Source organism: Thermomonas aquatica (assembly GCF_006337105.1).
Lineage (GTDB): Bacteria > Pseudomonadota > Gammaproteobacteria > Xanthomonadales > Xanthomonadaceae > Thermomonas > Thermomonas aquatica.
The window spans coordinates 2044698-2065076 of sequence record NZ_CP040871.1; the positions used below are offsets into that span (position 1 = coordinate 2044698).

At 68.4% G+C, this 20379-nt stretch carries 17 protein-coding genes; 8 read left to right on the top strand and 9 right to left on the bottom strand.

Annotated elements, in window-relative coordinates; genetic code table 11:
* Positions 1–21: 21 nt before the first annotated feature.
* A complete protein-coding gene (ada, locus tag FHQ07_RS09670; protein ID WP_206202314.1) occupies positions 22–891 on the top strand; it encodes a bifunctional DNA-binding transcriptional regulator/O6-methylguanine-DNA methyltransferase Ada in 870 nt (289 codons plus the stop codon).
* A 70-nt stretch (positions 892–961) separates the two neighbouring features.
* Entirely contained in the window at positions 962–2836 is a 1875-nt protein-coding gene (locus tag FHQ07_RS09675; RefSeq protein WP_139716602.1) for a chloride channel protein, read from the top strand.
* A gap of 15 nt (positions 2837–2851) precedes the next feature.
* Here FHQ07_RS09675 and FHQ07_RS09680 read toward each other — a convergent pair whose 3' ends face one another.
* The 5 genes from FHQ07_RS09680 to rpsU all read right to left on the bottom strand — a co-directional run bounded on the left by FHQ07_RS09680 (position 2852) and on the right by rpsU (position 7926).
* Positions 2852–4846, bottom strand: coding sequence for a S9 family peptidase (locus FHQ07_RS09680; RefSeq protein WP_139716603.1), 1995 nt, complete (start codon positions 4844–4846; stop codon positions 2852–2854).
* Between the two features lie 76 nt (positions 4847–4922).
* Entirely contained in the window at positions 4923–6635 is a 1713-nt protein-coding gene (gene dnaG, locus FHQ07_RS09685; RefSeq protein ID WP_139716604.1) for a DNA primase, read from the bottom strand.
* Positions 6636–6671: 36 nt separating this feature from the next.
* Positions 6672–7172: a GNAT family N-acetyltransferase gene (locus FHQ07_RS09690; protein ID WP_206202315.1), complete on the bottom strand. Its 501-nt coding sequence runs from the start codon at positions 7170–7172 to the stop codon at positions 6672–6674.
* 3 nt (positions 7173–7175) lie between these two features.
* On the bottom strand, positions 7176–7619 hold the full coding sequence (locus FHQ07_RS09695) for a GatB/YqeY domain-containing protein (protein WP_139716605.1): 444 nt from the start codon (positions 7617–7619) through the stop codon (positions 7176–7178).
* 91 nt (positions 7620–7710) lie between these two features.
* Complete coding sequence (gene rpsU / locus FHQ07_RS09700) at positions 7711–7926, bottom strand: 30S ribosomal protein S21 (protein ID WP_139716606.1); 216 nt, start codon at positions 7924–7926, stop codon at positions 7711–7713.
* Positions 7927–8015: 89 nt separating this feature from the next.
* On the opposite strand from rpsU, the gene tsaD reads away from it, so the two are divergent.
* Genes tsaD through folK form a run of 3 tightly spaced genes read left to right on the top strand, consistent with a single transcriptional unit; the run spans position 8016 to position 9908 of the window.
* Positions 8016–9041: a tRNA (adenosine(37)-N6)-threonylcarbamoyltransferase complex transferase subunit TsaD gene (gene tsaD / locus FHQ07_RS09705; protein ID WP_139716607.1), complete on the top strand. Its 1026-nt coding sequence runs from the start codon at positions 8016–8018 to the stop codon at positions 9039–9041.
* Positions 9042–9066: 25 nt separating this feature from the next.
* Complete coding sequence (folB, locus tag FHQ07_RS09710) at positions 9067–9423, top strand: dihydroneopterin aldolase (RefSeq protein WP_139716608.1); 357 nt, start codon at positions 9067–9069, stop codon at positions 9421–9423.
* Positions 9423–9908 (top strand): 2-amino-4-hydroxy-6-hydroxymethyldihydropteridine diphosphokinase, encoded by a 486-nt coding sequence (gene folK / locus FHQ07_RS09715; RefSeq protein ID WP_139716609.1) that lies wholly within the window; start codon positions 9423–9425, stop codon positions 9906–9908. The genes folB and folK overlap by 1 nt, the downstream gene beginning before the upstream one ends.
* Before the next feature lie 3 nt (positions 9909–9911).
* Here the strand turns inward: folK and FHQ07_RS09720 are convergent, their stop codons facing one another.
* Positions 9912–10670: a pteridine reductase gene (locus tag FHQ07_RS09720; RefSeq protein ID WP_139716610.1), complete on the bottom strand. Its 759-nt coding sequence runs from the start codon at positions 10668–10670 to the stop codon at positions 9912–9914.
* A gap of 38 nt (positions 10671–10708) precedes the next feature.
* Between FHQ07_RS09720 and FHQ07_RS09725 the strand changes: the two genes are divergently transcribed.
* Positions 10709–11893, top strand: coding sequence for a class I SAM-dependent methyltransferase (locus FHQ07_RS09725; RefSeq protein WP_139716611.1), 1185 nt, complete (start codon positions 10709–10711; stop codon positions 11891–11893).
* Positions 11890–12300 carry a VanZ family protein gene (locus tag FHQ07_RS09730; RefSeq protein ID WP_139716612.1) on the top strand — a complete coding sequence of 137 codons (411 nt, stop codon included), beginning with the start codon at positions 11890–11892 and terminating at the stop codon, positions 12298–12300. Before FHQ07_RS09725 ends, FHQ07_RS09730 begins: the two co-directional genes overlap by 4 nt.
* A gap of 15 nt (positions 12301–12315) precedes the next feature.
* Here FHQ07_RS09730 and FHQ07_RS09735 read toward each other — a convergent pair whose 3' ends face one another.
* The 3 genes from FHQ07_RS09735 to FHQ07_RS09745 all read right to left on the bottom strand — a co-directional run bounded on the left by FHQ07_RS09735 (position 12316) and on the right by FHQ07_RS09745 (position 18693).
* Positions 12316–14616 carry a beta-N-acetylhexosaminidase gene (locus FHQ07_RS09735; RefSeq protein ID WP_139716613.1) on the bottom strand — a complete coding sequence of 767 codons (2301 nt, stop codon included), beginning with the start codon at positions 14614–14616 and terminating at the stop codon, positions 12316–12318.
* Positions 14617–14774: 158 nt separating this feature from the next.
* On the bottom strand, positions 14775–17552 hold the full coding sequence (locus FHQ07_RS09740) for a TonB-dependent receptor (RefSeq protein ID WP_139716614.1): 2778 nt from the start codon (positions 17550–17552) through the stop codon (positions 14775–14777).
* Positions 17553–17664: 112 nt separating this feature from the next.
* A complete protein-coding gene (locus FHQ07_RS09745; RefSeq protein ID WP_240703603.1) occupies positions 17665–18693 on the bottom strand; it encodes a glucokinase in 1029 nt (342 codons plus the stop codon).
* Positions 18694–19086: 393 nt separating this feature from the next.
* On the opposite strand from FHQ07_RS09745, the gene FHQ07_RS09750 reads away from it, so the two are divergent.
* Positions 19087–20370: a sugar MFS transporter gene (locus FHQ07_RS09750; protein WP_139716616.1), complete on the top strand. Its 1284-nt coding sequence runs from the start codon at positions 19087–19089 to the stop codon at positions 20368–20370.
* Positions 20371–20379 lie beyond the last annotated feature (9 nt).

Here is a 20379-nt window from a genome sequence, read left to right on the forward strand (position 1 = left end):
GGCAACATCGCCATGCACGCCATGAACAAACCCGCCGCACCGTCGATCCCGAGCAGGCACGCCGCACTGGTGGCGCAGGCCTGCCGCCGCATCGAGGCCGCGGAATCACCCCCTTCGCTGAACGACTTGGCGGCGCAGGCGGGGTTGAGTCCGTTCCATTTCCATCGCGTGTTCAAGGCTGCCACCGGGCTGACGCCGAAGGCCTATGCCGATGCGCAGCGCGCGCGGGCGGTGCGGACGACGCTGGCGCGCGGCACTACCAGCGTCACCGAGGCGATCTTCGATGCCGGCTACAACGCCAACAGCCGTTTCTACGAACAGGCCGATGCGGTGCTGGGCATGAAGCCGAGCCAGTACCGCGCCGGCGGCGTGGATGCGCGGATCGCATTCGCCATCGGCCAGTCCTCGCTGGGCGCGATCCTGGTCGCGCGCAGCCAGCGCGGGGTGTGCGCGATCTCGCTCGGCGACGATCCCGACGCGCTGCTGCGCGAACTGCAGGATCGTTTCCCGCGCGCGGAACTGATCGGCGGCGATGCCGGCTTCGAGCAGCTCGTCGCGCAGGTGGTGGGTATGATCGAGCAACCCAACCTCGGCATCGACCTGCCGCTGGATGTGCGCGGCACCGCGTTCCAGCAGCGCGTCTGGGACGCGCTACGCAAGATCCCCGCCGGCGAAACCGCGAGCTATGCGCAGATCGCGCAGCGCATCGGCTCGCCGAAGTCGGTGCGCGCGGTGGCGCAGGCCTGTGCGAGCAACACGCTGGCGCTGGCGATTCCCTGCCATCGCGTGGTGCGCAGCGATGGCGCGTTGTCGGGCTATCGCTGGGGCGTGGCGCGCAAGCGCGAACTGCTGGCGCGCGAGGCGGCGATCGATCGCGACGCAGGCCTGTGAAGGCGATGCGACCTGAAATGCGCCGGGTGCAGGAGTAGGATGGCGTCTGCTGCATTGCAACAGACGCGCGATGACGACCGATTCGACGCAACACGCGCACCTGCGCGACGAGTCCACCACGCCCGGGCTGCCGGTATCGCCTTCGCTCGGCTCCAGCCTGGACGCCGCGCGCATGCCGCGGCGCTCGACCCTGGTCGAGCCGCGCGTGCTGTGGATCTGCGGGCTGGCGATGTTGCTGGGGGTTGCGGCCGCGCTGATCGCGCGGGTGCTGGTGATGCTGATCGCGCTGGTGACCAACCTGGCGTTCTACGGACGCTGGTCGCTGCACGAGGTATCGCCGGCCGACCACCAGCTTGGCCCGTGGGTGGTGCTGGTGCCGGTGCTCGGTGGCCTGGTCGTCGGCCTGATGGCGCGTTGGGGTTCGCGCGCGATTCGCGGACACGGCATCCCGGAGGCGATGGAGCAGGTGCTGCTCAATGAATCGAAAATCCTGCCGCGGATCACCTTCCTCAAGCCGCTGTCGTCGGCGGTGGCGATCGGCACCGGCGGGCCGTTCGGCGCGGAGGGACCGATCATCGCCACCGGCGGTGCGCTCGGCTCCTTCCTCGGTCAGGTGCTGCATGTCACCGGGCAGGAGCGCAAGGTGCTGTTGGCGGCGGGTGCGGCCGGCGGGATGACCGCGATCTTCGGTGCGCCGCTGGCGGCGGTGGTGCTGGCGGTGGAACTGCTGCTGTTCGAGTTGCGGCCGCGCTCGCTGATCCCGGTGGCGCTGGCCACGGTGGCCGCAGCCGGCATTCGCGATGCCCTGGTCGGCGGCGGGCCGGTATTCGCGATGCCGCCGCTGGTCGAGCCGGGCATGGCGGCGCTGGTGGCGTATGTCGTGCTTGGCGCGCTGATCGGCTTGGCCAGCGTGGGTGCCACGCGCATCGTCTACGGCATCGAGGACGCATTCGAGAAACTGCCGATCCACTGGATGTGGTGGCCGGCGATCGGCGGCATCGCGGTCGGCGTGGTCGGCTGGTTCGCGCCGCTGACCCTGGGCGTGGGCTACACGAATATCGAGGACATCGTGTCCGGTCGCCTGGCGGTGGGCGCGCTCGCCTTCCTGTGCGCGATGAAGTTCCTGTCCTGGTCGATCGCGCTGGGCAGCGGCACCTCGGGCGGCACCCTGGCGCCGCTGTTCACCATCGGCGGCGCCCTCGGCGCGCTGGCCGGTTTCGGGCTGGTGGCGGTGGCGCCGCAGCTCGGCGTGGATCCGCGCATCGCCGGTTTGGTCGGCATGGCCGCCATCTTCGCCGGCGCTTCGCGCGCGCTGCTGACTTCGGTGGTGTTCGCGTTCGAGACCACCCGGCAGGCGCACGGCTTGCTGCCCTTGCTGGGTGGCTGCACCGCCGCGTACCTGGTGTCCGCGCTGACCATGCGCAACACCATCATGAGCGAGAAGATCGCGCGCCGCGGCGTGCGCGTACCCACCGAATACGCCGCCGACTACCTCGAGCAGGTGGCGGTGGGCGAGGCCTGCAGCCGCGACGTGGTCTCGCTGCGCACCTCGGACGCGCTCGGCGACGTGCGGGCCCTGATCAATTCCGGTCGCGCCGAATACCGCCACCAGGGCTTCCCGGTGGTCGACGACAGCGGCCGCGTGCGCGGCGTGGTCACCCGCCGCGTGCTGCTCGATCCAGCGCACCCCGGCCTGCGCCGGATCGGCGAACTCGGCTTGCGCCCGCCGGTGGTGGTGCACGAACACCATTCGCTGCGCGAAGCCGCCGACCACATGGTCGCCGAGGACATCGGCCGGCTGATCGTGGTCGGCGCCGATGCGCCGCATCCCTTGCTCGGCATCCTCACCCGCGGCGATCTGCTGGCCGCGCACGGGCGACGCCTGAAGGAAGCGCACCAGGCCGCGCGCCACCTGCGTTTCGGGCGCGACCAGGCCGCGCCGTGACGCATGCGCGGTGCGCTAGTGCGCACCGCCCAGCAGGTACTGCTGCCAGAACAGCATGGTCGCCGCGCCGAACCAGTCGTTGTTCGCCTTCTTGGCGAAACCGTGGCCTTCGTCGGCGTAGAGCAGGTACCACACCGGCACGCCGTTGCCGCGCACCGCCTTCACGATCTGCTCGGCTTCGGTGTAGGGCACGCGCGGATCGTTGCGGCCCTGCGCCACGAACAGCGGCACCTTGATCTTCGCGGCGTTGTTGAGCGGCGAGATGCGCTCGAACACCGCGTTCATCGCCGGGTCGCGTTCGTCGCCGTACTCGGCGCGGCGCAGGTCGCGGCGGTAGCTCTCGGTGTTCTTGAGGAAGGTGCCGAAGTGGGAGATGCCGACCACGTCGACGCCGGCGCGGATGCGGTCGCTGTAATGGGTGAGCGCGGCCAGCACCATGTAACCGCCGTAGCTGCCGCCCATCACGCCGACACGCGACGCATCGAGTTCCGGTTGTTTGGCGATCCAGTCCAGCAGCGCACCGATGTCCTTGACCGAATCCTCGCGCTTCTCCGCGTTGTCCAGCGACAGGTAGGTCTTGCCGTAGCCGGTCGAGCCGCGCACGTTCGGCACCAGCATCGCCACCCCGAGCTCGTTGGCCAGGTATTGCGCGGTGGCGCTGAAGCTCGGCAGCGACTGGCCCTCGGGCCCGCCGTGGATGTTGATCACCACCGGGTACTTGCCGGTTTTCGAGGGCTTGGTCGGCTTGTAGTAGAACGCCGGGATCGTGCGTTGCTTGCCGTCGACCTTGTCGAAGGTGGGGTAGCGCACCAGGGTTGGCGCGATGAATTTCGCTGCATCCAGCCCGCCGACTTCGCTTTGCGTCCAGCGCGTCACCATCGCTGCCGCAAGATCGATCACGTACACATCGCTGGGCGAGGTCGCGCTGTTCATGCTCAACGCCAGCCGTCCGCCGTCCGGCGAGAACGCCATGCCGCCCATCACGCCGACCGGCAGCGCGGGCAGTCGGATTTCCTTGTGATCGGGCAGCGACAGCAGGTGCAACCTGTCGATGCCGTCCTCGTTGGTGGTGTAGGCGAGGTGCCTGCCGTCGTCGGAGAGGGTGAAGCCTTCGACATCCCACGGGATGTTCGCGGTCAGTACCTCGAACTTGCCGCTGTCGGGATTGTGGTAACGCAGGGTCTTGAACTCCTGCGGCTTGCCCTGCAGCGGTTCGTCGGAGATGAAGTAGACCGACTTGCCATCGGGGGCGAACGCGAAACCGCCGAAGCTGGCCTTGCCGCCATCGACCGGGAACAGGGTGAGCTTGCCGGTCGCCACGTCCACTTCGCCCGGATACGACTCCGCGGCGGACACATACTTCATCACCAGCAGCTGGGTGCCGTCCGGCGAGAAATCCATCGGCGACCAGTTGCCGCCGGCATCGACCAACAGCTTGGTCTCGCCGGTGCGGGTGTTGCGCAGCCACACGTCGCGGTCGGTGCCGTTGCGCGCGGTGCTGCTGTAGGCCATCAGCCCGCCGTCGCGGCTGAGCGTGGTGCCGCCGTTCTGGCTGCGTCCGCCGTCGGTGAGCAGGGTGATCGAACGGGTGGCGTTGTCGAACCAGTACAGCTGGCTGAACTCGTCGCCGCCCTTGTCCTTGGCGAACACGAAGCCGTCGCGCCACGCCTTCGCCGGCGAGGGCGTGATGCCGCCCACCGGTTCCGGATAGAACGTCAGTTGCTCGCGCATGCCCAGCGGCTGGCAGACGCGGTGCGCCTGCGCGGTCTCGGCGAAGCGGGTGCTGATCAGCAGGCAGCCGTCCCTGGTCCAGCCCGCAAGGCCGGCGCCGCGGGTGTTCTGGTAGCGGTTGAGTTGCTCGATCAGGTCGGCGGGGATCGCCGGGATGTTCTCGCTGGTGCGGTTACCGACGACTTCGCGCTTCACATCGGCGTTCTGCGCGAAGGCGGGCAGGGCCGCGAGCAGGGCGGCGAACAGGACGGTGCGGGCACTGGAATCGAAGCGGGACATCGGGCTTCCCCGACCGGATGGAAGCCGCAGCTTATCGCGATGGGATGGCGCCGCCTGCGCCGGAAGTCATGCGCGGCTAGCGGGCTAGTCGGGCCTGCAGCAGTTCGCGCAGTTCCTGCTTGTCGGCATCGTTGAGGCCGCCGTCGCGCTGCTGCCGTTGCAGTTCGTCGAGGCGCTGCTGCAGCACCTGCCTGTCCAGCTGCGCCATCGCATCGAGGAATTCGGCGCGCAAGGCGTCCTCTTCGCCGGGCAGGTTCAGCGCGGCGAGTTTCTGCAGCGAGCCGGCTTCGTCGCGTTCGGCGAAATGCTCGAGCAGGGCGCCGGTGCTGATTTCCGGGCGCTCGCGCACCAGCAGCACAAGTTCCGACAGCAGCTCGATGCCGGGCTGGCGCAAGGCGGCGAAGCGGTAAGGCGGCTGCAGCTCCGATGCCAAGGAAGGGTTCTGAGTCACTAGCGTGATCGCAGTCCGAACAATGCTGCGTTTAGCAGATGAAGTATCCGGACCTTTGACTTGCGCCGGTGCGTCTTGAACTCGAACATCGACACCTGTTAGTTCGATAATTCGAGAAGCGATGGCATCGAGGAATCCGCCGTCGGGAATTGAGCGAACATGCGATCTGCAACGATCCGCGAGTGCTGCCTTGCCGCTGAAGCTGGTAAGGCTAATTCCTTTGACTTGTTCAGTGAGATAGAACTCCGACAGCGGGGTGGCATCGCGCAGGCGCGCATCGAAACCGTCCATGCCTTCCTGGCGCACGATCGAATCCGGATCCTCGCCATCCGGCAGGAACAGGAAGAACGCTTGGCGCCCGTCCTTCATTCGCGGCAACACCGATTCCAGCGCCTTCCACGCCGCGCTGCGGCCGGCGCGGTCGCCGTCGAAGCAGAAGTACACGTCCGGCGCATTGCGGAACAACAGCTCGGCGTGGTCCGGCGTGGTCGCGGTGCCCAGCGTGGCGACGGCTTGCGAGACGCCGTACTGCGCCAGCGCGACCACGTCCATGTAGCCCTCGACCACGATCAGGCGGTCGAGCTTGGCGTTCGCCTGCTTGGCCTGCCACAGGCCGTACAACTCGCGGCCCTTGTGGAACAGCGCGGTTTCCGGCGAGTTGAGGTATTTCGGGGAATCCTCGGGATCGATCACCCGGCCGCCGAAGGCGATGGTGCGGCCGCGGCGGTCGTGGATCGGGAACATCAGGCGGTCGCGGAACTTGTCGTAGACATGGCCCTTGTCGTTCTTCGAGAACAGGCCGCCGCGTTCCAGCAATTGCATCCGCCGCGGGTCGGTGCCGAGCGTATCGCGCAATGCGGAGAATCCATCCGGCGCGTAGCCGATCGCGTAGCGCTCCACGATCTCCGCCGCGATGCCGCGTTTTTCGATATATGCACGCGCTTTCCCGCTGTTCGCCAACTGGCCGCGGAAAAAGCTGGATGCCGCTTCCATCGCGCCGTACAGGTCGCGGGTTTCCGGATTGGCGTTGCGCTGCTGGGTATCGCGCGGAATTTCCATCCCGACGCGCTTGGCGAGTTCGTCGACCGCATCGAGGAATTCGAGGCGGTCGTAATTCATCAGGAAGCTGATCGCAGTGCCGTGCGCGCCGCAGCCGAAGCAGTGGTAGAACTGCTTGGTCGGCGAGACGGTGAATGACGCCGAACGCTCGTCGTGGAACGGACAACGCGAGGCGTATTCCTTGCCCTGCCGCTTCAGCGGCACGCGTGCCTGGACGACCTCGACGATATCGGTCCGCGCCAGCAAATCGTCGATGAACGCGTCGGGGATGCGGGCCATGTTGTTAGTGTAGAGCGCGCCTAGTCGCCACGCAGGTCACAGCGCGTCGTGCGATGCCAGCGCGCGCAGGGCGTCGCCTTCCAGCCGCTGCACCGTCCATTCGTCCATGCCGACCGCACCCAAGCTGCGGTAGAAGCCGATGGCGGGCGCGTTCCAGTCGAGCACGCTCCATTCGAAGCGGCCGCAATCGCGCTGCACGGCGATCCGCGCCAGCGCCGCCATCAAATGCTTGCCGAGGCCGGAGCCGCGGAAGGCCGGGCGCACGAACAGGTCCTCGAGGTACAACCCGCGCTTGCCGAGGAAGGTGCTGAAGTTGTGGAAGAACAGGGCGAAGCCGGCGGCCTGCCCATCGACCTCGCCGATCAGCACTTCCGCCGCCGGTTGCGCGCCGAACAGTTGCGCGCGCAGGTCGTCGTCGGTGGCCGCCGCGGCATCCGCCAGTCGCTCGTACTCGGCCAGCTCGGCGATCAACTGCCGGATCAGCGGCACGTCGTCGACGGTGGCGGGGCGGATCGACAGCAGCGGATGCGCGGCCACGGCTCAGCCCAGTTTCTGCTTCACCAGCTTGCTGACCAGGCCCATGTCGGCTTGACCGGCCAGCGCCGGCTTGAGCACGCCCATCAGCTTGCCGATATCGGCGGCGGAGGCGGCGCCGGTGGCGGCCATGGCCTTGTCGATTTCGGCCAGGATCGCGGCCTCGTCCAGCTTGGCCGGCAGGTAGGCGTCGATCACGCCGAGCTCGTAGCGCTCGACCGCGGCCAGGTCCTCGCGCGCGGCGGCTTCGTACTGGGTGATCGAGTCCTTGCGCTGCTTGACCATCTTCTCCAGCACCGCCAGCACCAGCGCGTCGGTCATCTCGACGCGCTCGTCGACTTCCTTCTGCTTGATCGCGGCGTTGATCAGGCGGATCACGGCCAGGCGATCCTTCTCACCGGCCTTCATCGCGGTCTTCATGTCGTCGGTAAGTCGGGCTTTCAGGCTCATGGCCTTCTCCTCGCAAAAATTCGGAATCACAGAAACGCGAAAAGCCGGCGGCGCGGGTGCGCGGCCGGCTTCAGGCGCAACAAGCGCGCGCTCAGTACAGGCGCTGGCGCTTGGTGACGTCGCGGCCGGCGCGACGCGCCTGGCGCTTCACGGCAGCCGCGGCCTTGCGCTTGCGCTCCTGGGTCGGCTTCTCGTAGAACTCGCGCTTGCGGGTTTCGGCCAGCACGCCGGCCTTTTCGCAGGTGCGCTTGAAGCGACGCAGGGCAAACTCGAAGGGTTCGTTTTCGCGGACTTTGACGCTGGGCATCGTGGAATCTCGGTTCAGGGAACTGCCCGATCCGTTCGGGCGAGCCGCGCATGATAGCAGCGCCGACCGATCTGGCGCAACATAGCGCCATGAAAGTCCTCGGCATCGAATCCTCCTGCGACGAAACCGGCGTGGCCGTGTACGACACCGCCCTGTCCGGCGCGGCCGGCCTGCGCGCCCACGCGGTGTACAGCCAGATCGCCCTGCACGCCGAATACGGCGGGGTGGTGCCGGAGCTGGCCAGCCGCGACCACGTGCGCAAGCTGCTGCCGCTGGTCCGGCAGACCCTGGGCGAGGCCGGCCTGTCGGTGTCGGACCTCGACGGCGTGGCCTACACGGCCGGGCCGGGGCTGGTCGGGGCGCTGCTGGTCGGTGCCGGGGTGGCGCGCTCGCTGGCCTGGGCGCTGGATCTGCCGGCGATCGGCGTCCACCACATGGAAGGCCACCTGCTGGCGCCGTTGATGGAGGACGACCCGCCCGAGGCCCCGTTCGTGGCCCTGCTGGTCTCCGGCGGGCATACCCAGCTGGTGGCGGTGGATCGCATCGGCAGCTACCGCCTGCTGGGCGAGACCCTGGACGATGCCGCCGGCGAGGCCTTCGACAAGACCGCGAAACTGATGGGCCTGCCGTATCCGGGCGGCCCGCAGCTGGCCAAGCTGGCCGAAACCGGCACGCCGGGCGTGTTCAAGTTCTCCCGCCCGATGACCGACCGCCCCGGGTTGGATTTCAGTTTCAGCGGCCTGAAGACCCAGGTGCTGCTGGCCTGGCGCGACAGCGATCAAACCGATGCGACCAAGGCAAACATCGCCCGCGGTTTCGAAGACGCGGTGGTGGACACGCTGGCGATCAAGTGCGAACGCGCGCTGGAGGCGGCCGGCTGCAAGGTGCTGGTGGTCGCCGGTGGCGTCGGTGCCAACAAGCGCCTGCGCGCCAAGCTGCAGGCGATGACGGAGCAGCGCGGCGGCCGGGTCTGCTTCCCGCGCCCGGCGCTGTGCACCGACAACGGCGCGATGATCGCCTTCGCCGGCGCGCTGCGGCTGCAGGCCGGCCAGCACGACGATGCCGCGGTGCACGTCACCCCGCGCTGGGACATGGCCACGCTGCCGGCGGTGTGATCGGTCGGCACGTTATCCTGACGGCATGAGCGACAAGGTCTTCATCGAAGGGCTCGAGATCGAGACCCTGATCGGCATCTACGACTGGGAACGGCGGATCCGCCAGACCCTCGTCTTCGACATCGAGATGGCGTTCGACAACCGCATCCCCGCCGCCAGCGACGACATCGCGCTGACCCTGAACTACAAGGACGTCAGCAAGCGGCTGATCGACTACGTCGGCCAATCGAGTTTCGGCCTGGTGGAAACGCTGGCCGAGCGCTGCGCCGAGATCATCCTCGGCGAATTCAACGTCTCCCACGTGCGGCTGAAGCTGAGCAAGCCCGGCGCGGTGCGCGGCGCGCGCGCGGTGGGCGTGATCATCGAACGCAGCCGGACCTGATGGGCTACGCGTACCTCAGCCTCGGCAGCAATGTCGATGCGCAAGCGCACCTGCGCAAGGCGGTGGCGGCCCTGCGCGCGCGCTTCGGCGAGATCGCGCTGTCCGATGCCTACGTGTTCCCCGCGGTCGGTTTCGAGGGCGGCGATTTCCTCAATGCCGCCGCCGTCGTCGACAGCGACCTCGACCCGTTCGCCCTGAACGACTGGCTGCATGCGCTGGAGGACGCGCATGGCCGCGACCGCAGCGGGCCGCGCTACGGCGACCGTACGCTGGACATCGACATCGTGTTCTACGACGACCTGGTGCTGGACGGCCCCGGTCACCTGCAGCTGCCGCGCGACGAGCTCAGGCACGCCTTCGTGCTGCAGCCGCTGGCGGAGATCGCGCCGGACTTCATCGATCCGCGCAGTGGCCAGCCGCTGCAGGTCCTGTGGCGCGCGCATCGCGAGCATGGCGTCGCCCGCGAACGCGTCGCCATCGACTGAACTTCAGCCGATCCCGCGGCCGCCATCCACCCGCAGGGTTTGCCCGGTGACGTAGCCGGAGGCATCGCCGAGCAACCAGGCCACGCAGCCGGCGATGTCCTCCGGGTTGCCGATGCGGCCCAGCGGCGTGCGCGCGATCAGAGCCTCCTGCGACGCCGCATCCTTGCCGTGCTCCGGCCACAGGATCGCGCCGGGCGCGATGGCATTCACCCGCACCGCGGGCGCCAGGTCGACGGCCAGCGCTTTGGTCAGCATGCGCAACGCGGCCTTGGCCATGCCGTACACGGCGTGGCCGGCCAGCGGCTGCTCGGCGTGGATGTCGACCAGGTTGACGATGCCGCCGCGCGCGGCCTTGAGGTGCGGCGCGGCCGCCTGCGCCAGGAAGAACGGCGCGCGCGCATTGCTGGCGAACAGCTCGTCCCATTGCGCGGGCGTGGTGCCGCCGATCGGCGTCGGGTAGAACGCCGAGGCATTGTTGACCAGCGCATCGAGCCGGCCGAAACGGCCCACGGTCTGCGCGATCAATTCGGGCAGGCGGTCGAATTCGGCCAGGTCCGCCTGCAAGGCGATGGCGCTGCCGGCGCGCGCGCTGTCGAGCTCCGCCAGCAGCGCGTCCATCTCCGCCTGCGAGCTGCGGTAATGCAGGGCGAGGTCGTAGCCGCCGGCATGCAGGCGGCGCGCGATCGCCGCGCCGATGCGGCGGGCGGCGCCGGTGACCAGGGCGACCTTGCGCGGCGTGCTGCCGTCGGGCGATGTGCTCATCCGCGCAGGATAGCGCCCGGCTTGCGTATCCTGTGTGGATGCAGACCTTGCCCCTTCCCGATGCCGACGCGCTGGCGCACAGCGCGCACCTGCGCGAAATCATCCAGGAACAGATCATCGCCGCCGGCGGCAGCATCCCGTTCTGGAAGTTCATGGAGCTGGCGCTGTATGCGCCCGGGCTCGGCTACTACAGCGCCGGCGCGACCAAGTTCGGCGATGCCGGCGATTTCGTGACCGCACCGGAAATCTCGCCGCTGTACGCCGCCTGCGTGGCCGATGCGCTGACCCCGGTGCTGCAACAGCTCGGGCCCGACGCGCAGTTCGTGGAAATCGGCGGCGGCAGCGGCGCGTTCGCGGAAACCGCGCTGGCGAAACTGCTGGCGAACGATGCGCTGCCCGCGCGCTACGCGATCCTCGAACCCAGCGCCGACCTGCGCGAACGCCAGCGCGAACGCTTGCAGGCGCGTTTGCCGCCATTGTTGTTCGAGCTGGTCGAATGGCTGGACGGGCCGATCCAGGAGGCGTGGCACGGCGTGCTGTTCGCCAACGAGGTGATCGACGCATTGCCGACGCCGCGCTTCACCCTTCGCGACGAAGAAGTCTTCGAGGAACACGTGGCGCTGGACGGCGAAGGCCGCTTCCTGCGCAGCGACCGGCCGGCCGATCCGATGCTGGCCGCTGCCGTACGCCATGTGGAGCGGCAGTTGCCGGAACCCTTCGCCGAGGGCTATCGCAGCGAACTGCTGGCGCAATTGCCGTACTGGCTGCAGGCGGTGGTCGGCGGCATGGGCGACGGCGCGATGCTGTTCGTGGATTACGGTTACGCGCGCGGCGAGTACTACCAGCCGCAACGCCGCGACGGCACCTTGCGCGCGTTCCGCCAGCACCACCTGGTATCGGACGTGTTCGCCGATCCGGGGCTGCAGGACATCACCGCATCGGTCGATTTCACCGCGCTGGCGGAGGCCGGCACGGGCGCGGGCTTCGACTTCACCGGTTACTGCTCGCAGGCCAGCTTCCTGCTCGGCAACCGCCTGCAGGAGAACCTGGAACGGGCCGAATCGCGGGCGAAGGACGACGTCGCGCGGCACAACCTGCGCCAGCAAGCCAAGCTGCTGACCCTGCCCAGCGAGATGGGCGAACGCTTCCAGGCGATGGGCTTCCAGCGCGGGGTGGAATTCGGCGCGGCCTTCCTGGCCGGCGACCTGAGCCATCGCCTATGAACGCCGCACGGCGTCGCGTCGGGCGCTCGCTCAAGCCGTTCAGGCGGCCGCTGCTGTGGAGCGGCTTGTGGATGCTGGCGGTGGCGGTGGTGGTGGTCGCCTCGCTGGTGCCTGCGTCCGGCTTGCCCGACCTCAAGGTCAGCGACAAGTTCGAGCATTTCATCGCCTACGCGGCCTTGTCCGCGGGCGCGGTGCAGTTGTTCGCGCGGCGGTTGTCCTGGGGCTTCGTCTGCGTGCTGCTGGTGCTGATGGGGATCGGCCTGGAAGTCCTGCAGGCGCAGATGGCGCTGGGGCGCATGCTCGACCGCAACGATGCGCTGGCCAACGCCATCGGCGTGCTGATCGGGCTGGCCACGGCGTTCACCCCGTGGCGCGATGCCTTGCTGCGCTTCGACCGGCGCTTCTGAGCCGGTCGAAGGCGGTTACGGCAGCAGGGTCAACCGATCCAGCACCCACATCGCCGGCCGCGTATCGCCGGTGAACCACACGCAAAGATCGGTGCCGGGCGGCGGCGATTGCAGCGCCGCGCGCAGGGTGACGAAGCCGTCGGCAGCGGGTTGCGCCGGCATCGGCAGCGCCGCCAGCAGCGGGCCATCGCAGCCGGCGTGCAGTTCGAGTTCGCCATGCGGGGTCTTGGCGGGCTTGAAGCCGCGATGCGGTTCGTCGCCGGCCAGCTGGAAGAAGTAGGGGATGCGCCCGGCGCGCACCTCGACCGCCTCGATGCCCGCCAGCGGCGCCTGCTTCCATGTCCAGCACGGATTGAAGATGTCGACGTTGAAGATCGCGCGTTCGCCCTCGCGCGGGCCGTCGTCCTCCAGCCGCAGCATCAGCTGGCCGGTGCACATCGCCAGTTCCTCGTCGCTGCGGCTGCGCAGCGAGCTGGCGCTGAACGTGCGCGCGAGCGGCGCGGCCAGCGCCTGCCCGCCGAAGAAGGCCCGTGCCTGCAGGGTGGCCGGCAGCGGCAGGTCCAGCGGCGCGACGTACAGCGGCGATGACGCGGTCGGCGCGCTGCCGTCGGTGGTGTAGCGGAGCGGATAGCCGAGCGGCTGCGCCAGGGTGATGCGCGCGCTGCCGTCGGCCTGCGCGACGGCATCGAATAGCGGCTGGAACGGCGTCTGCGCGGGGACGATGCCGGCGGCCTGCCAGCGCGGCAGCATCGCCGGCAGGCGCTGCAGGAAATCGTCGTAGTCGCGCGCCGCCTTCGGCGACCATGCGGTTTCCGCCAACGCGGCGATGCGCGGGAAAATCGCGTGCTGCACGCGCGCGAAGCTGCGCATGTGCTCGGTCCAGTTGTTCGCCTGCACGCCGAGGATGTGCCGCGCCTGCCGCGCATCCAGCGCGGCGGGAACCGGCTCGAAGGCGTACACCTGCTTGAGCGGGATCATCGCCGGACGGCCCGGCGGCTCTCCCGGCGAGGCGGTCTGCAGGTAATCGAGGTAGAGGTCGCCCGACGGGCTCATCACCACGTCGTGGCCCTTGCGCGCGGCGTCGATGCCGCCCTCGGTGCCGCGCCACGACATCACCGTCGCCGATGGCGGCAATGCGCCCTCGAGGATCTCGTCCCAGCCGAGCAGGCGCTTGCCGTGCGCGGACAGGTAGCGCTCCAGCCGCGCCACCATCCATGCCTGCAGGCCGGCCTCGTCCTTGGCGCCCAGCGCGCGGATGCGCGCCTGCATCCTGGCGGATGCCTTCCACTGGTCCTTGACCGCTTCGTCGCCGCCGACGTGCACGTAGCGGCCGGGGAACAGCTTCGCCATCTGCCCGAGCACGTCCTCGAGGAAGCGCATGGTGGCTTCGTCGGCGTTGAACAGGTTGGTGTTCACGCCCCATTCGTTGGAGACCGCGACCGGCTTGCCGCTGACGCCAAGCTGCGGATAGGCGGCGATGGCGGCGGTGGCGTGGCCGGGGATGTCGACTTCCGGCACCACCTCGATGTGCAGGGCCGCCGCATGCGCGACCACGTCGCGGATCTGCGCTTCGCTGTAGTAGCCGCAATACGGCACCGGCTTGCCGGTGGCGGCATCGAGGCCGCCGTCGCCGGCCGGGATCCGGCAGCCGCCCACCTCGACCAGTTTCGGCCAGCCCGGCACCGGCAGGCGCCAGCCCTGGTCGTCGGTGAGGTGCCAGTGGAAGGTGTCGAGCTTGAGCTGCGCCATCGCGTCGAGCAGGCGCTTGATCTCCTCGACCGACTGGAAGTGCCGCGCCGAATCCAGCATCAGGCCGCGCCAGGCGAAGCGCGGGGCGTCGTCGATGCGCAACGCCGGCAGGCGCACCCGCGTTGCGGCGGGATCGCCGGAGGTCAGCAATTGCCAGAGCGTGACCGCACCGTAGTACAGGCCCTTCGCGTCCGGCGCGCGCACGCGGATGCCGTTGGGGCCGATGTCGATCGCATAGGCCTCGGGCGATGTCCACGCGGCCGACGGATCCAGCGAAAATCGGATCGCGCCGGCATCGCGCCCGGCGCCGACATGCAGGCGAAGCGGGCCGGAACCGGCCAGCATGCCGGTGAATTGCACCGCGGCGGTGCGCGCCGCCTCGTCGCTGGCGACCACGCGCGTGCGCGCGTCCACCACGAAGCCGCCCTTGCCCAGGACCATGCTGGCCGGTTGCGGCAGCAGCCGCGGCGTCACCGCGGCCTCGCCGGCCGACGACGGCGCGCACAGCGTCGCCAGGCAGGCGCACAACAGGAAGGCAGGGAAGCGGAGGGCGATGCGCTGCGTCATGTCTGACCCTTGGTGATCGTGGCGATTGTCGCCAAAAAAACGCCTGGCGCGTTGCTCGACGGCGCATGGCCCCGGTGCGAACGACGTCCGCCGAAAAAAGAGGGGCCCGGAGTGCGGGCCCCGAGGGGGTACCTGGGTGAAACCGTGCTTGCGCCGCCTCAGAAGCTGAAGCGGACGTTGAAGTAGTACTGGCGGCCGTTGGTGTAGATGCCGCGCGGCTGGTCGGTGTTCTCCGCGTAGTACTTCAGCTTCTCGTTGGTCAGGTTCATGCCGTCCAGCGAAATGCTGACCATGTCGTTGAACTTCCAGCCGATCGAGGCGGAGACGTTGCGGGTGTCGTCCTGGTTGAACGCCGACAGGCGGTCGATGCCGTTGTAGAAATGCGAGCGGTAGTTGTAGGCGATGCGCGCGTTGAGGTGGTCGTTCTCGAAGTAGCCGATCAGGTTGAACACGTTCCTGGACGCGCCCAGCAGCGGATGGCCGTTGTCTTCCTTGGCGTTGGTGTAGGAGTAGTTGGCGCTGATGCCGAAGTTGTCGCCGATCGGCTGTTCGACCGCCAGTTCCAGTCCCTTGACCGAACCCTTGGTGTTGATCGGCGAGGTCACCAGGTAGTTGCCGAGGTAGCCGTCCGGATGCGCCTGGTCGAAGGTCAGGAATTGCTGGGTGCTCTGGCCGCGGCCGATGTAGCTGGACAGGTCCATGTAGTACACGCTGGCCGACAGCAGCGCGCGCGGCGCGTAGTACCACTCCAGCGCGGCATCGAAGTTGGTCGAGCGGATCGGCTTCAGGTTCGGGTTGCTGGACGAGCCGCCGCCGACGTCGTTGGGACCGTTGGGCGGCGACAGGCTGAGGCCGCCGGCCAGCGCCGAATAGTCGGGGCGGGCCAGGGTCTTGGTCACCGCAAGCCGCGCCACCAGGTCGTCGGTGATGTCGAACTTGAAGTTCGCGCTGGGCAGCACGTCGGTGTAGTCGTTGCCGACGACCTGCGGGGTATAGATGCCGAACGCCGAACCCTGGATCGCGCCCGGCGTGCCGGTGGTGCCGCCGGCCAGGTATTGCAGGACGTCCTGGCTGGTCTTGACCACGCGCACGCCGACGTTGCCGTTCCAGCGGTCGCCTTCCAGGTTGAACTGCGCGTAGGCGGCGCTGGTCTTTTCCTTCAGGCCGAACTCGTACACCGGGTAGCGGCGGCCGACCGGGTCGCGGGTGGTGAGGGCGTTGTACGCGGCCATGTCGTCCGCGCTGAAATACCAGACGTTGCGCGGGAAGCTGCCGCCGAAGCCGCTGCCGAAGTCGCCCGGATAGTTGGAATGCGAGCCGGGCCAGTTGGCCGGATCCGCCGGCGAACGCGTCCCCGCCGGGCACCAGTACGCCTGCGACCAGTCGAACGGCACCACCGCGCCACTGGAGTTGATGCAGCCCGGGCCCTGCGCGATCACGTTGCTCGATTCGCGGTCGTGGTTGGCGAAGCGCACGCCGAATTCCAGCGAGCTCAGCGCGCCCTTGTCGAAGAAGTATTCGGCGTCGACCTGGCCCCACTTGTCCTTGTCCTCGATGTCGAGGTTCTGCAGGCCGAAGATCCAGTCCAGCGCGAGGTTGGGCTGCGGTGCGGAGGTGTTCTCGTTGAGCGAGAACGAGGCGGCTTCGTCGATGCCGTTCAGGCCCCACGAAGCGCCGGTGCCGCCGACCCGCCATTCGGCGACGTTCTGGGTCGGGGTCTCGCCATGGCCGGTGGAGGTGCCCAGCTTGAAGTCCAGGTTGAAGCTGTCGCTGACGCGCCAGGCGGCGTCCAGCGAGAGGTAGGTGGTGCTGGCCTTCTCGTCCGGCCGGGCGATCATGTCGTACAGGCCGTACTGGGTGCCCGCCGCGCCCGGGATGACCGCCGACACCAAGGTGTTGTTGCGCACCACGTAGCCGGGCGCGGGCGAGACGCCGGCGCCGATCGTGCGCGGGTTGTACAGCAGGTAGTTGCGGTTGTAGTTGGAAGCGTCGAGCTTGGAGACGAAGCCCGACAAGTCGATGGTGAAGTCGTCGCTGGGCTTGAACTGCGCTTCCAGCAGGCCGCCGCGGCGCTCGCGCTTCTGCTCGAACAGCGCCGCGCCGATCATGCGCGGGTACCACACGCCGTTGAGGTCGGGATGCGCGTCGGCGACCGGCTTGGTCGGCGAGCCCGCCGCGTTGGAGATCCGGTCGTAACCCAGCACTTCCACGCCATCGCGGCGCAGGCTGCGGTTCTCGTCGAACAGCTGCAGCATCACGCCGGCGGTGGAGGCTTCGTTGCGGAAGTTCAGCAGCGCGCTGAACTGCGAGTCGGTCTTGCCGGGCAGGTCGGAATACACGCCGCCGATCGACACGTTGCCGGTGAAGGTCTTGGCGAAGTCCAGCGGCTTGCGGGTGATGATGTCGACGCTGCCGGTGACGCCGCCCTCGGCCAGCTTGGCCTGCGAGGTCTTGTGCACCACCACCTGGCTGACCAGCGACGACGGCAGCAGGGTGTAGCTGACGCTGCGGCCGGCGTTGTCGCTCTGGTTGAGCACGAACCAGTCGCCGGAGCTCACCGGATGGCCGTTGATCTGGGTCAGGGTCAGGCTGGGATTGGTGCCGCGCATCGACACGCGGTCGTTCTCGTCGAAGCCGCCCTCGCTGGCGCCGGCCGAGCTGATGGTCACGCCGGGCAGGCGCTGCAGCGAGTCGGCGACGTTCTTGTCGGGCATCTTGCCGATGTCCTCGGCGCTCACCACTTCCACGTGCGCCTTGGCATCGCGCTTCACGTCGAGGGATTTTTCGACGCTGCCGCGGATGCCGGTGACCACGACCTTGTCCAGGTCCTTCGGGGTATCGGCGGATTGGCCATTGGCCGCGTCCTGCGCATGCGCCTGGGCGGCGCCGAGGCCGAGCACGATCGCGGCGGAGAGTACGGATTTGCGGAGCTTCATGTGTGTTCCCCTCGTTTGGATTGCGTTGCGGTCGTCCGTGGTGGGCGGCGTCCGTTGATGTCGGCCACGCGCGGGCGTGGCGTGGTGCGCGTCCGTGGCTATCCGGTGTCCATCACGGGTTCCTGCCTTGATGGTCCAGGTACCAGCGGGCCGCGCCGATCACGCCGAGCTGCCCGTGCTCGACCAGCCGTACCGGAATGCGTTCGAGCGCCGTGCGCATGGCGCCCTTGTTGAGGTAGCGCGCGGCGAAGCTGCTGTGCGCCAGGAATTCGCGGATCTTGGGCAGGAAACCGCCGGCGAGCAGGATCCCGCCATGCGCGCCGTAGAGCAGGGCCATGTCGCCGACGGTGCTGCCGAGCAGGCCGCAGAACACGCCCAGGGTTTCGCTGGCGCGCGGATCGCCCGCCAGCGCCGCGGTGGTGATCTGTTCCGGCGTGTCGTAGCCGCCGCGATCGCCGTGCAGCTTGCGCAGCGCCGCATGCAGGCGCATCAGGCCGGGGCCGGACAACGCGTGTTCGATCGGCACGTGCCCGCGTTCCTTCTGGAATTCGCGGAGCACGGCCATTTCCAGTTCGGTGCCGGCGGTCAGCGCGGCATGGCCGGCCTCGGTGGCCAGCACCAGCGGCCGGCCCTCGGTCGGGATGCGCAGGGCGGCGCCCAGGCCGGTGCCGGGGCCGAGCACCAGGGTCGGGCCCGGCATCGGCGCGGCCGGGCCGCACAGCAGCATCAACGCGCTGGCGTCGGCGCGCGTCGCCGCATGCGCGACCGCCTCGAAATCGTTGACCACCTGCAGGTCGTTCCAGCCCAGCCGGGCCAGGATCTCGGCCGGCGCGATCGGCCACGGCAGGTTGGCCGAGATGAAGCGGCCGTCGGGCATCACGTGGCCGGCGCAGGCGATCGCGCCGGCCTTGACCCGCACCGCGACATCGCCGGCTTCGAGGATGTAGGTCGCCAGCACTTCGGCCAGGCCGGGATAGTCGGCGCAGGCGAACTTGCGGTAATGCAGGACCTCGACCGGCCCCGAGGCGTCCGTGCCGGTGCGGATCAGTCCGATGCGGACATGTGTGCCGCCCACGTCCGCGGCCAGCAGGACCGGCGCGGTGCGGATGTCTTCGCCAAGCGGCAGTGGATGGTGCTGGATTCCCAACTTCGACTCCGGACGACGGATCCGCATGCGGATCCGGGTGGAATCGAGTCTGTCGACGCCATGACAACGTTGTCAAGATATCCCGTCATTCTTTCGTTACGCCGCAGCGGAATCACGATATTTTCGCGCATTCATCTATTTTTGAGATCGAATTGTGCGCAAATTTGACAATGATGACGCGACCAGGACATCGATTCCGTCCGTCAGGACAGGCATTGATACTGCGCTGCAGCAGAAAAAATGCGCGAAACGATCGGCGCCGAACGGACTGCATGTGGAATTTGCACGGAATCTATGACAACGTTGGTCTGTCAGAGTCCATGCGGACATCGAATCGTCTCGCATCCGCATCCGCACGCCGTGCCAACGAATGTCCTGGAGCCCGTGATGTCCGCACCTGCCGCCACGATCGAACGTTCCAACCCGCTGACCTCGATCGCGATCGTCGGCGCACTGTTCTTCATCTTCGGATTCGTGACCTGGCTCAACGGGCCGCTGATCTCGTTCGCCAAGCTGGCGTTCGACGTGAGCGAAAGCCTGGCCTTCCTGATCCCGAGCGCCTTCTACATCTCCTACTTCTGCCTGGCCCTGCCGTCGTCGGCGATCCTGCGTGCGACCGGGATGAAGAAGGGCATGGCGCTGGGCCTGTTCGTGATGGCGGTGGGCGCGGCGGTGTTCGGCGAATTCACCACCATGCGCGTGTATCCGGGCGCGGTGGCCGGGATCTTCGTGATCGGCGCGGGCCTGGCGATCCTGCAGACCGCGGTGAATCCCTACATCAGCATCCTCGGCCCGATCGACAGCGCGGCGCAGCGGATCGCGGTGATGGGCATCTGCAACAAGGTGGCGGGGATCCTCGCACCGCTGCTGATCGGCGCCTTCGTGCTGCACGGCATGGGCGACCTGGCCGCGCAGGTGGCCGCCACCGACGCCGCCGGCAAGGACGCATTGCTGTCCGAATTCGCCGCGCGGGTGCACACGCCCTACCTGGCGATGGCCGGGCTGCTCGCCCTGCTCGCGGTCGGCATCCTGTATTCGCCGCTGCCGGAGCTGCGCGCGGAGGAAGCCAACGCCGAAGCCGCGGGCGCCACGGGCGGCCGCGCCAGCATCCTGCGCTACCCGCATGCGCTGCTCGGCGCGCTGTGCATCTTCGTCTACGTCGGCGTGGAGGTGATGGCCGGCGATGCCATCGTCATCTACGGCCAGGGCTTCGGCCTGCCGCTGGACAGCACCAAGTTCTTCACTTCGTTCACCCTGGCCGCGATGCTGCTGGGCTACCTGGCCGGGCTGGTGCTGATCCCGCGCGTGCTGTCGCAGGAACGCTACCTCGCGCTGTCGGCGGTGTTCGGCATGCTGCTGGCGATCGGCGCGCTGCTGACCAAGGGCTATGCCTCGGTCGGCTTCGTCGCCGCGCTGGGCTTCGCCAACGCGATGATGTGGCCGGCGATCTTCCCGCTGGCGATCCGCGGACTGGGCCGCTTCACCGAAATGGGCTCGGCGCTGCTGGTCATGGGCATCTCCGGCGGCGCGGTGGTCCCGCAGCTGTTCGCGCTGTTTAAGCAGCACCACGACTTCCAGGCGGTGTTCGCCGCGCTGGTGGTGCCCTGCTACCTGTATATCCTGTTCTATGCGATGCGCGGGCACCGCGCGGGCTTGGCCGCGGGCGGCTGAGCGCGACGG

Coding starts and splice junctions, on each gene's coding strand:
- ada (WP_206202314.1), top strand. CDS start 22: ATGAACAAACCCGCCGCACCGTCGATCCCGAGCAGGCACGCCGCACTG.
- FHQ07_RS09675 (WP_139716602.1), top strand. CDS start 962: ATGACGACCGATTCGACGCAACACGCGCACCTGCGCGACGAGTCCACC.
- FHQ07_RS09680 (WP_139716603.1), bottom strand. CDS start 4,846: ATGTCCCGCTTCGATTCCAGTGCCCGCACCGTCCTGTTCGCCGCCCTG.
- dnaG (WP_139716604.1), bottom strand. CDS start 6,635: ATGGCCCGCATCCCCGACGCGTTCATCGACGATTTGCTGGCGCGGACC.
- FHQ07_RS09695 (WP_139716605.1), bottom strand. CDS start 7,619: ATGAGCCTGAAAGCCCGACTTACCGACGACATGAAGACCGCGATGAAG.
- rpsU (WP_139716606.1), bottom strand. CDS start 7,926: ATGCCCAGCGTCAAAGTCCGCGAAAACGAACCCTTCGAGTTTGCCCTG.
- tsaD (WP_139716607.1), top strand. CDS start 8,016: ATGAAAGTCCTCGGCATCGAATCCTCCTGCGACGAAACCGGCGTGGCC.
- folB (WP_139716608.1), top strand. CDS start 9,067: ATGAGCGACAAGGTCTTCATCGAAGGGCTCGAGATCGAGACCCTGATC.
- folK (WP_139716609.1), top strand. CDS start 9,423: ATGGGCTACGCGTACCTCAGCCTCGGCAGCAATGTCGATGCGCAAGCG.
- FHQ07_RS09720 (WP_139716610.1), bottom strand. CDS start 10,670: ATGAGCACATCGCCCGACGGCAGCACGCCGCGCAAGGTCGCCCTGGTC.
- FHQ07_RS09725 (WP_139716611.1), top strand. CDS start 10,709: ATGCAGACCTTGCCCCTTCCCGATGCCGACGCGCTGGCGCACAGCGCG.
- FHQ07_RS09730 (WP_139716612.1), top strand. CDS start 11,890: ATGAACGCCGCACGGCGTCGCGTCGGGCGCTCGCTCAAGCCGTTCAGG.
- FHQ07_RS09735 (WP_139716613.1), bottom strand. CDS start 14,616: ATGACGCAGCGCATCGCCCTCCGCTTCCCTGCCTTCCTGTTGTGCGCC.
- FHQ07_RS09740 (WP_139716614.1), bottom strand. CDS start 17,552: ATGAAGCTCCGCAAATCCGTACTCTCCGCCGCGATCGTGCTCGGCCTC.
- FHQ07_RS09750 (WP_139716616.1), top strand. CDS start 19,087: ATGTCCGCACCTGCCGCCACGATCGAACGTTCCAACCCGCTGACCTCG.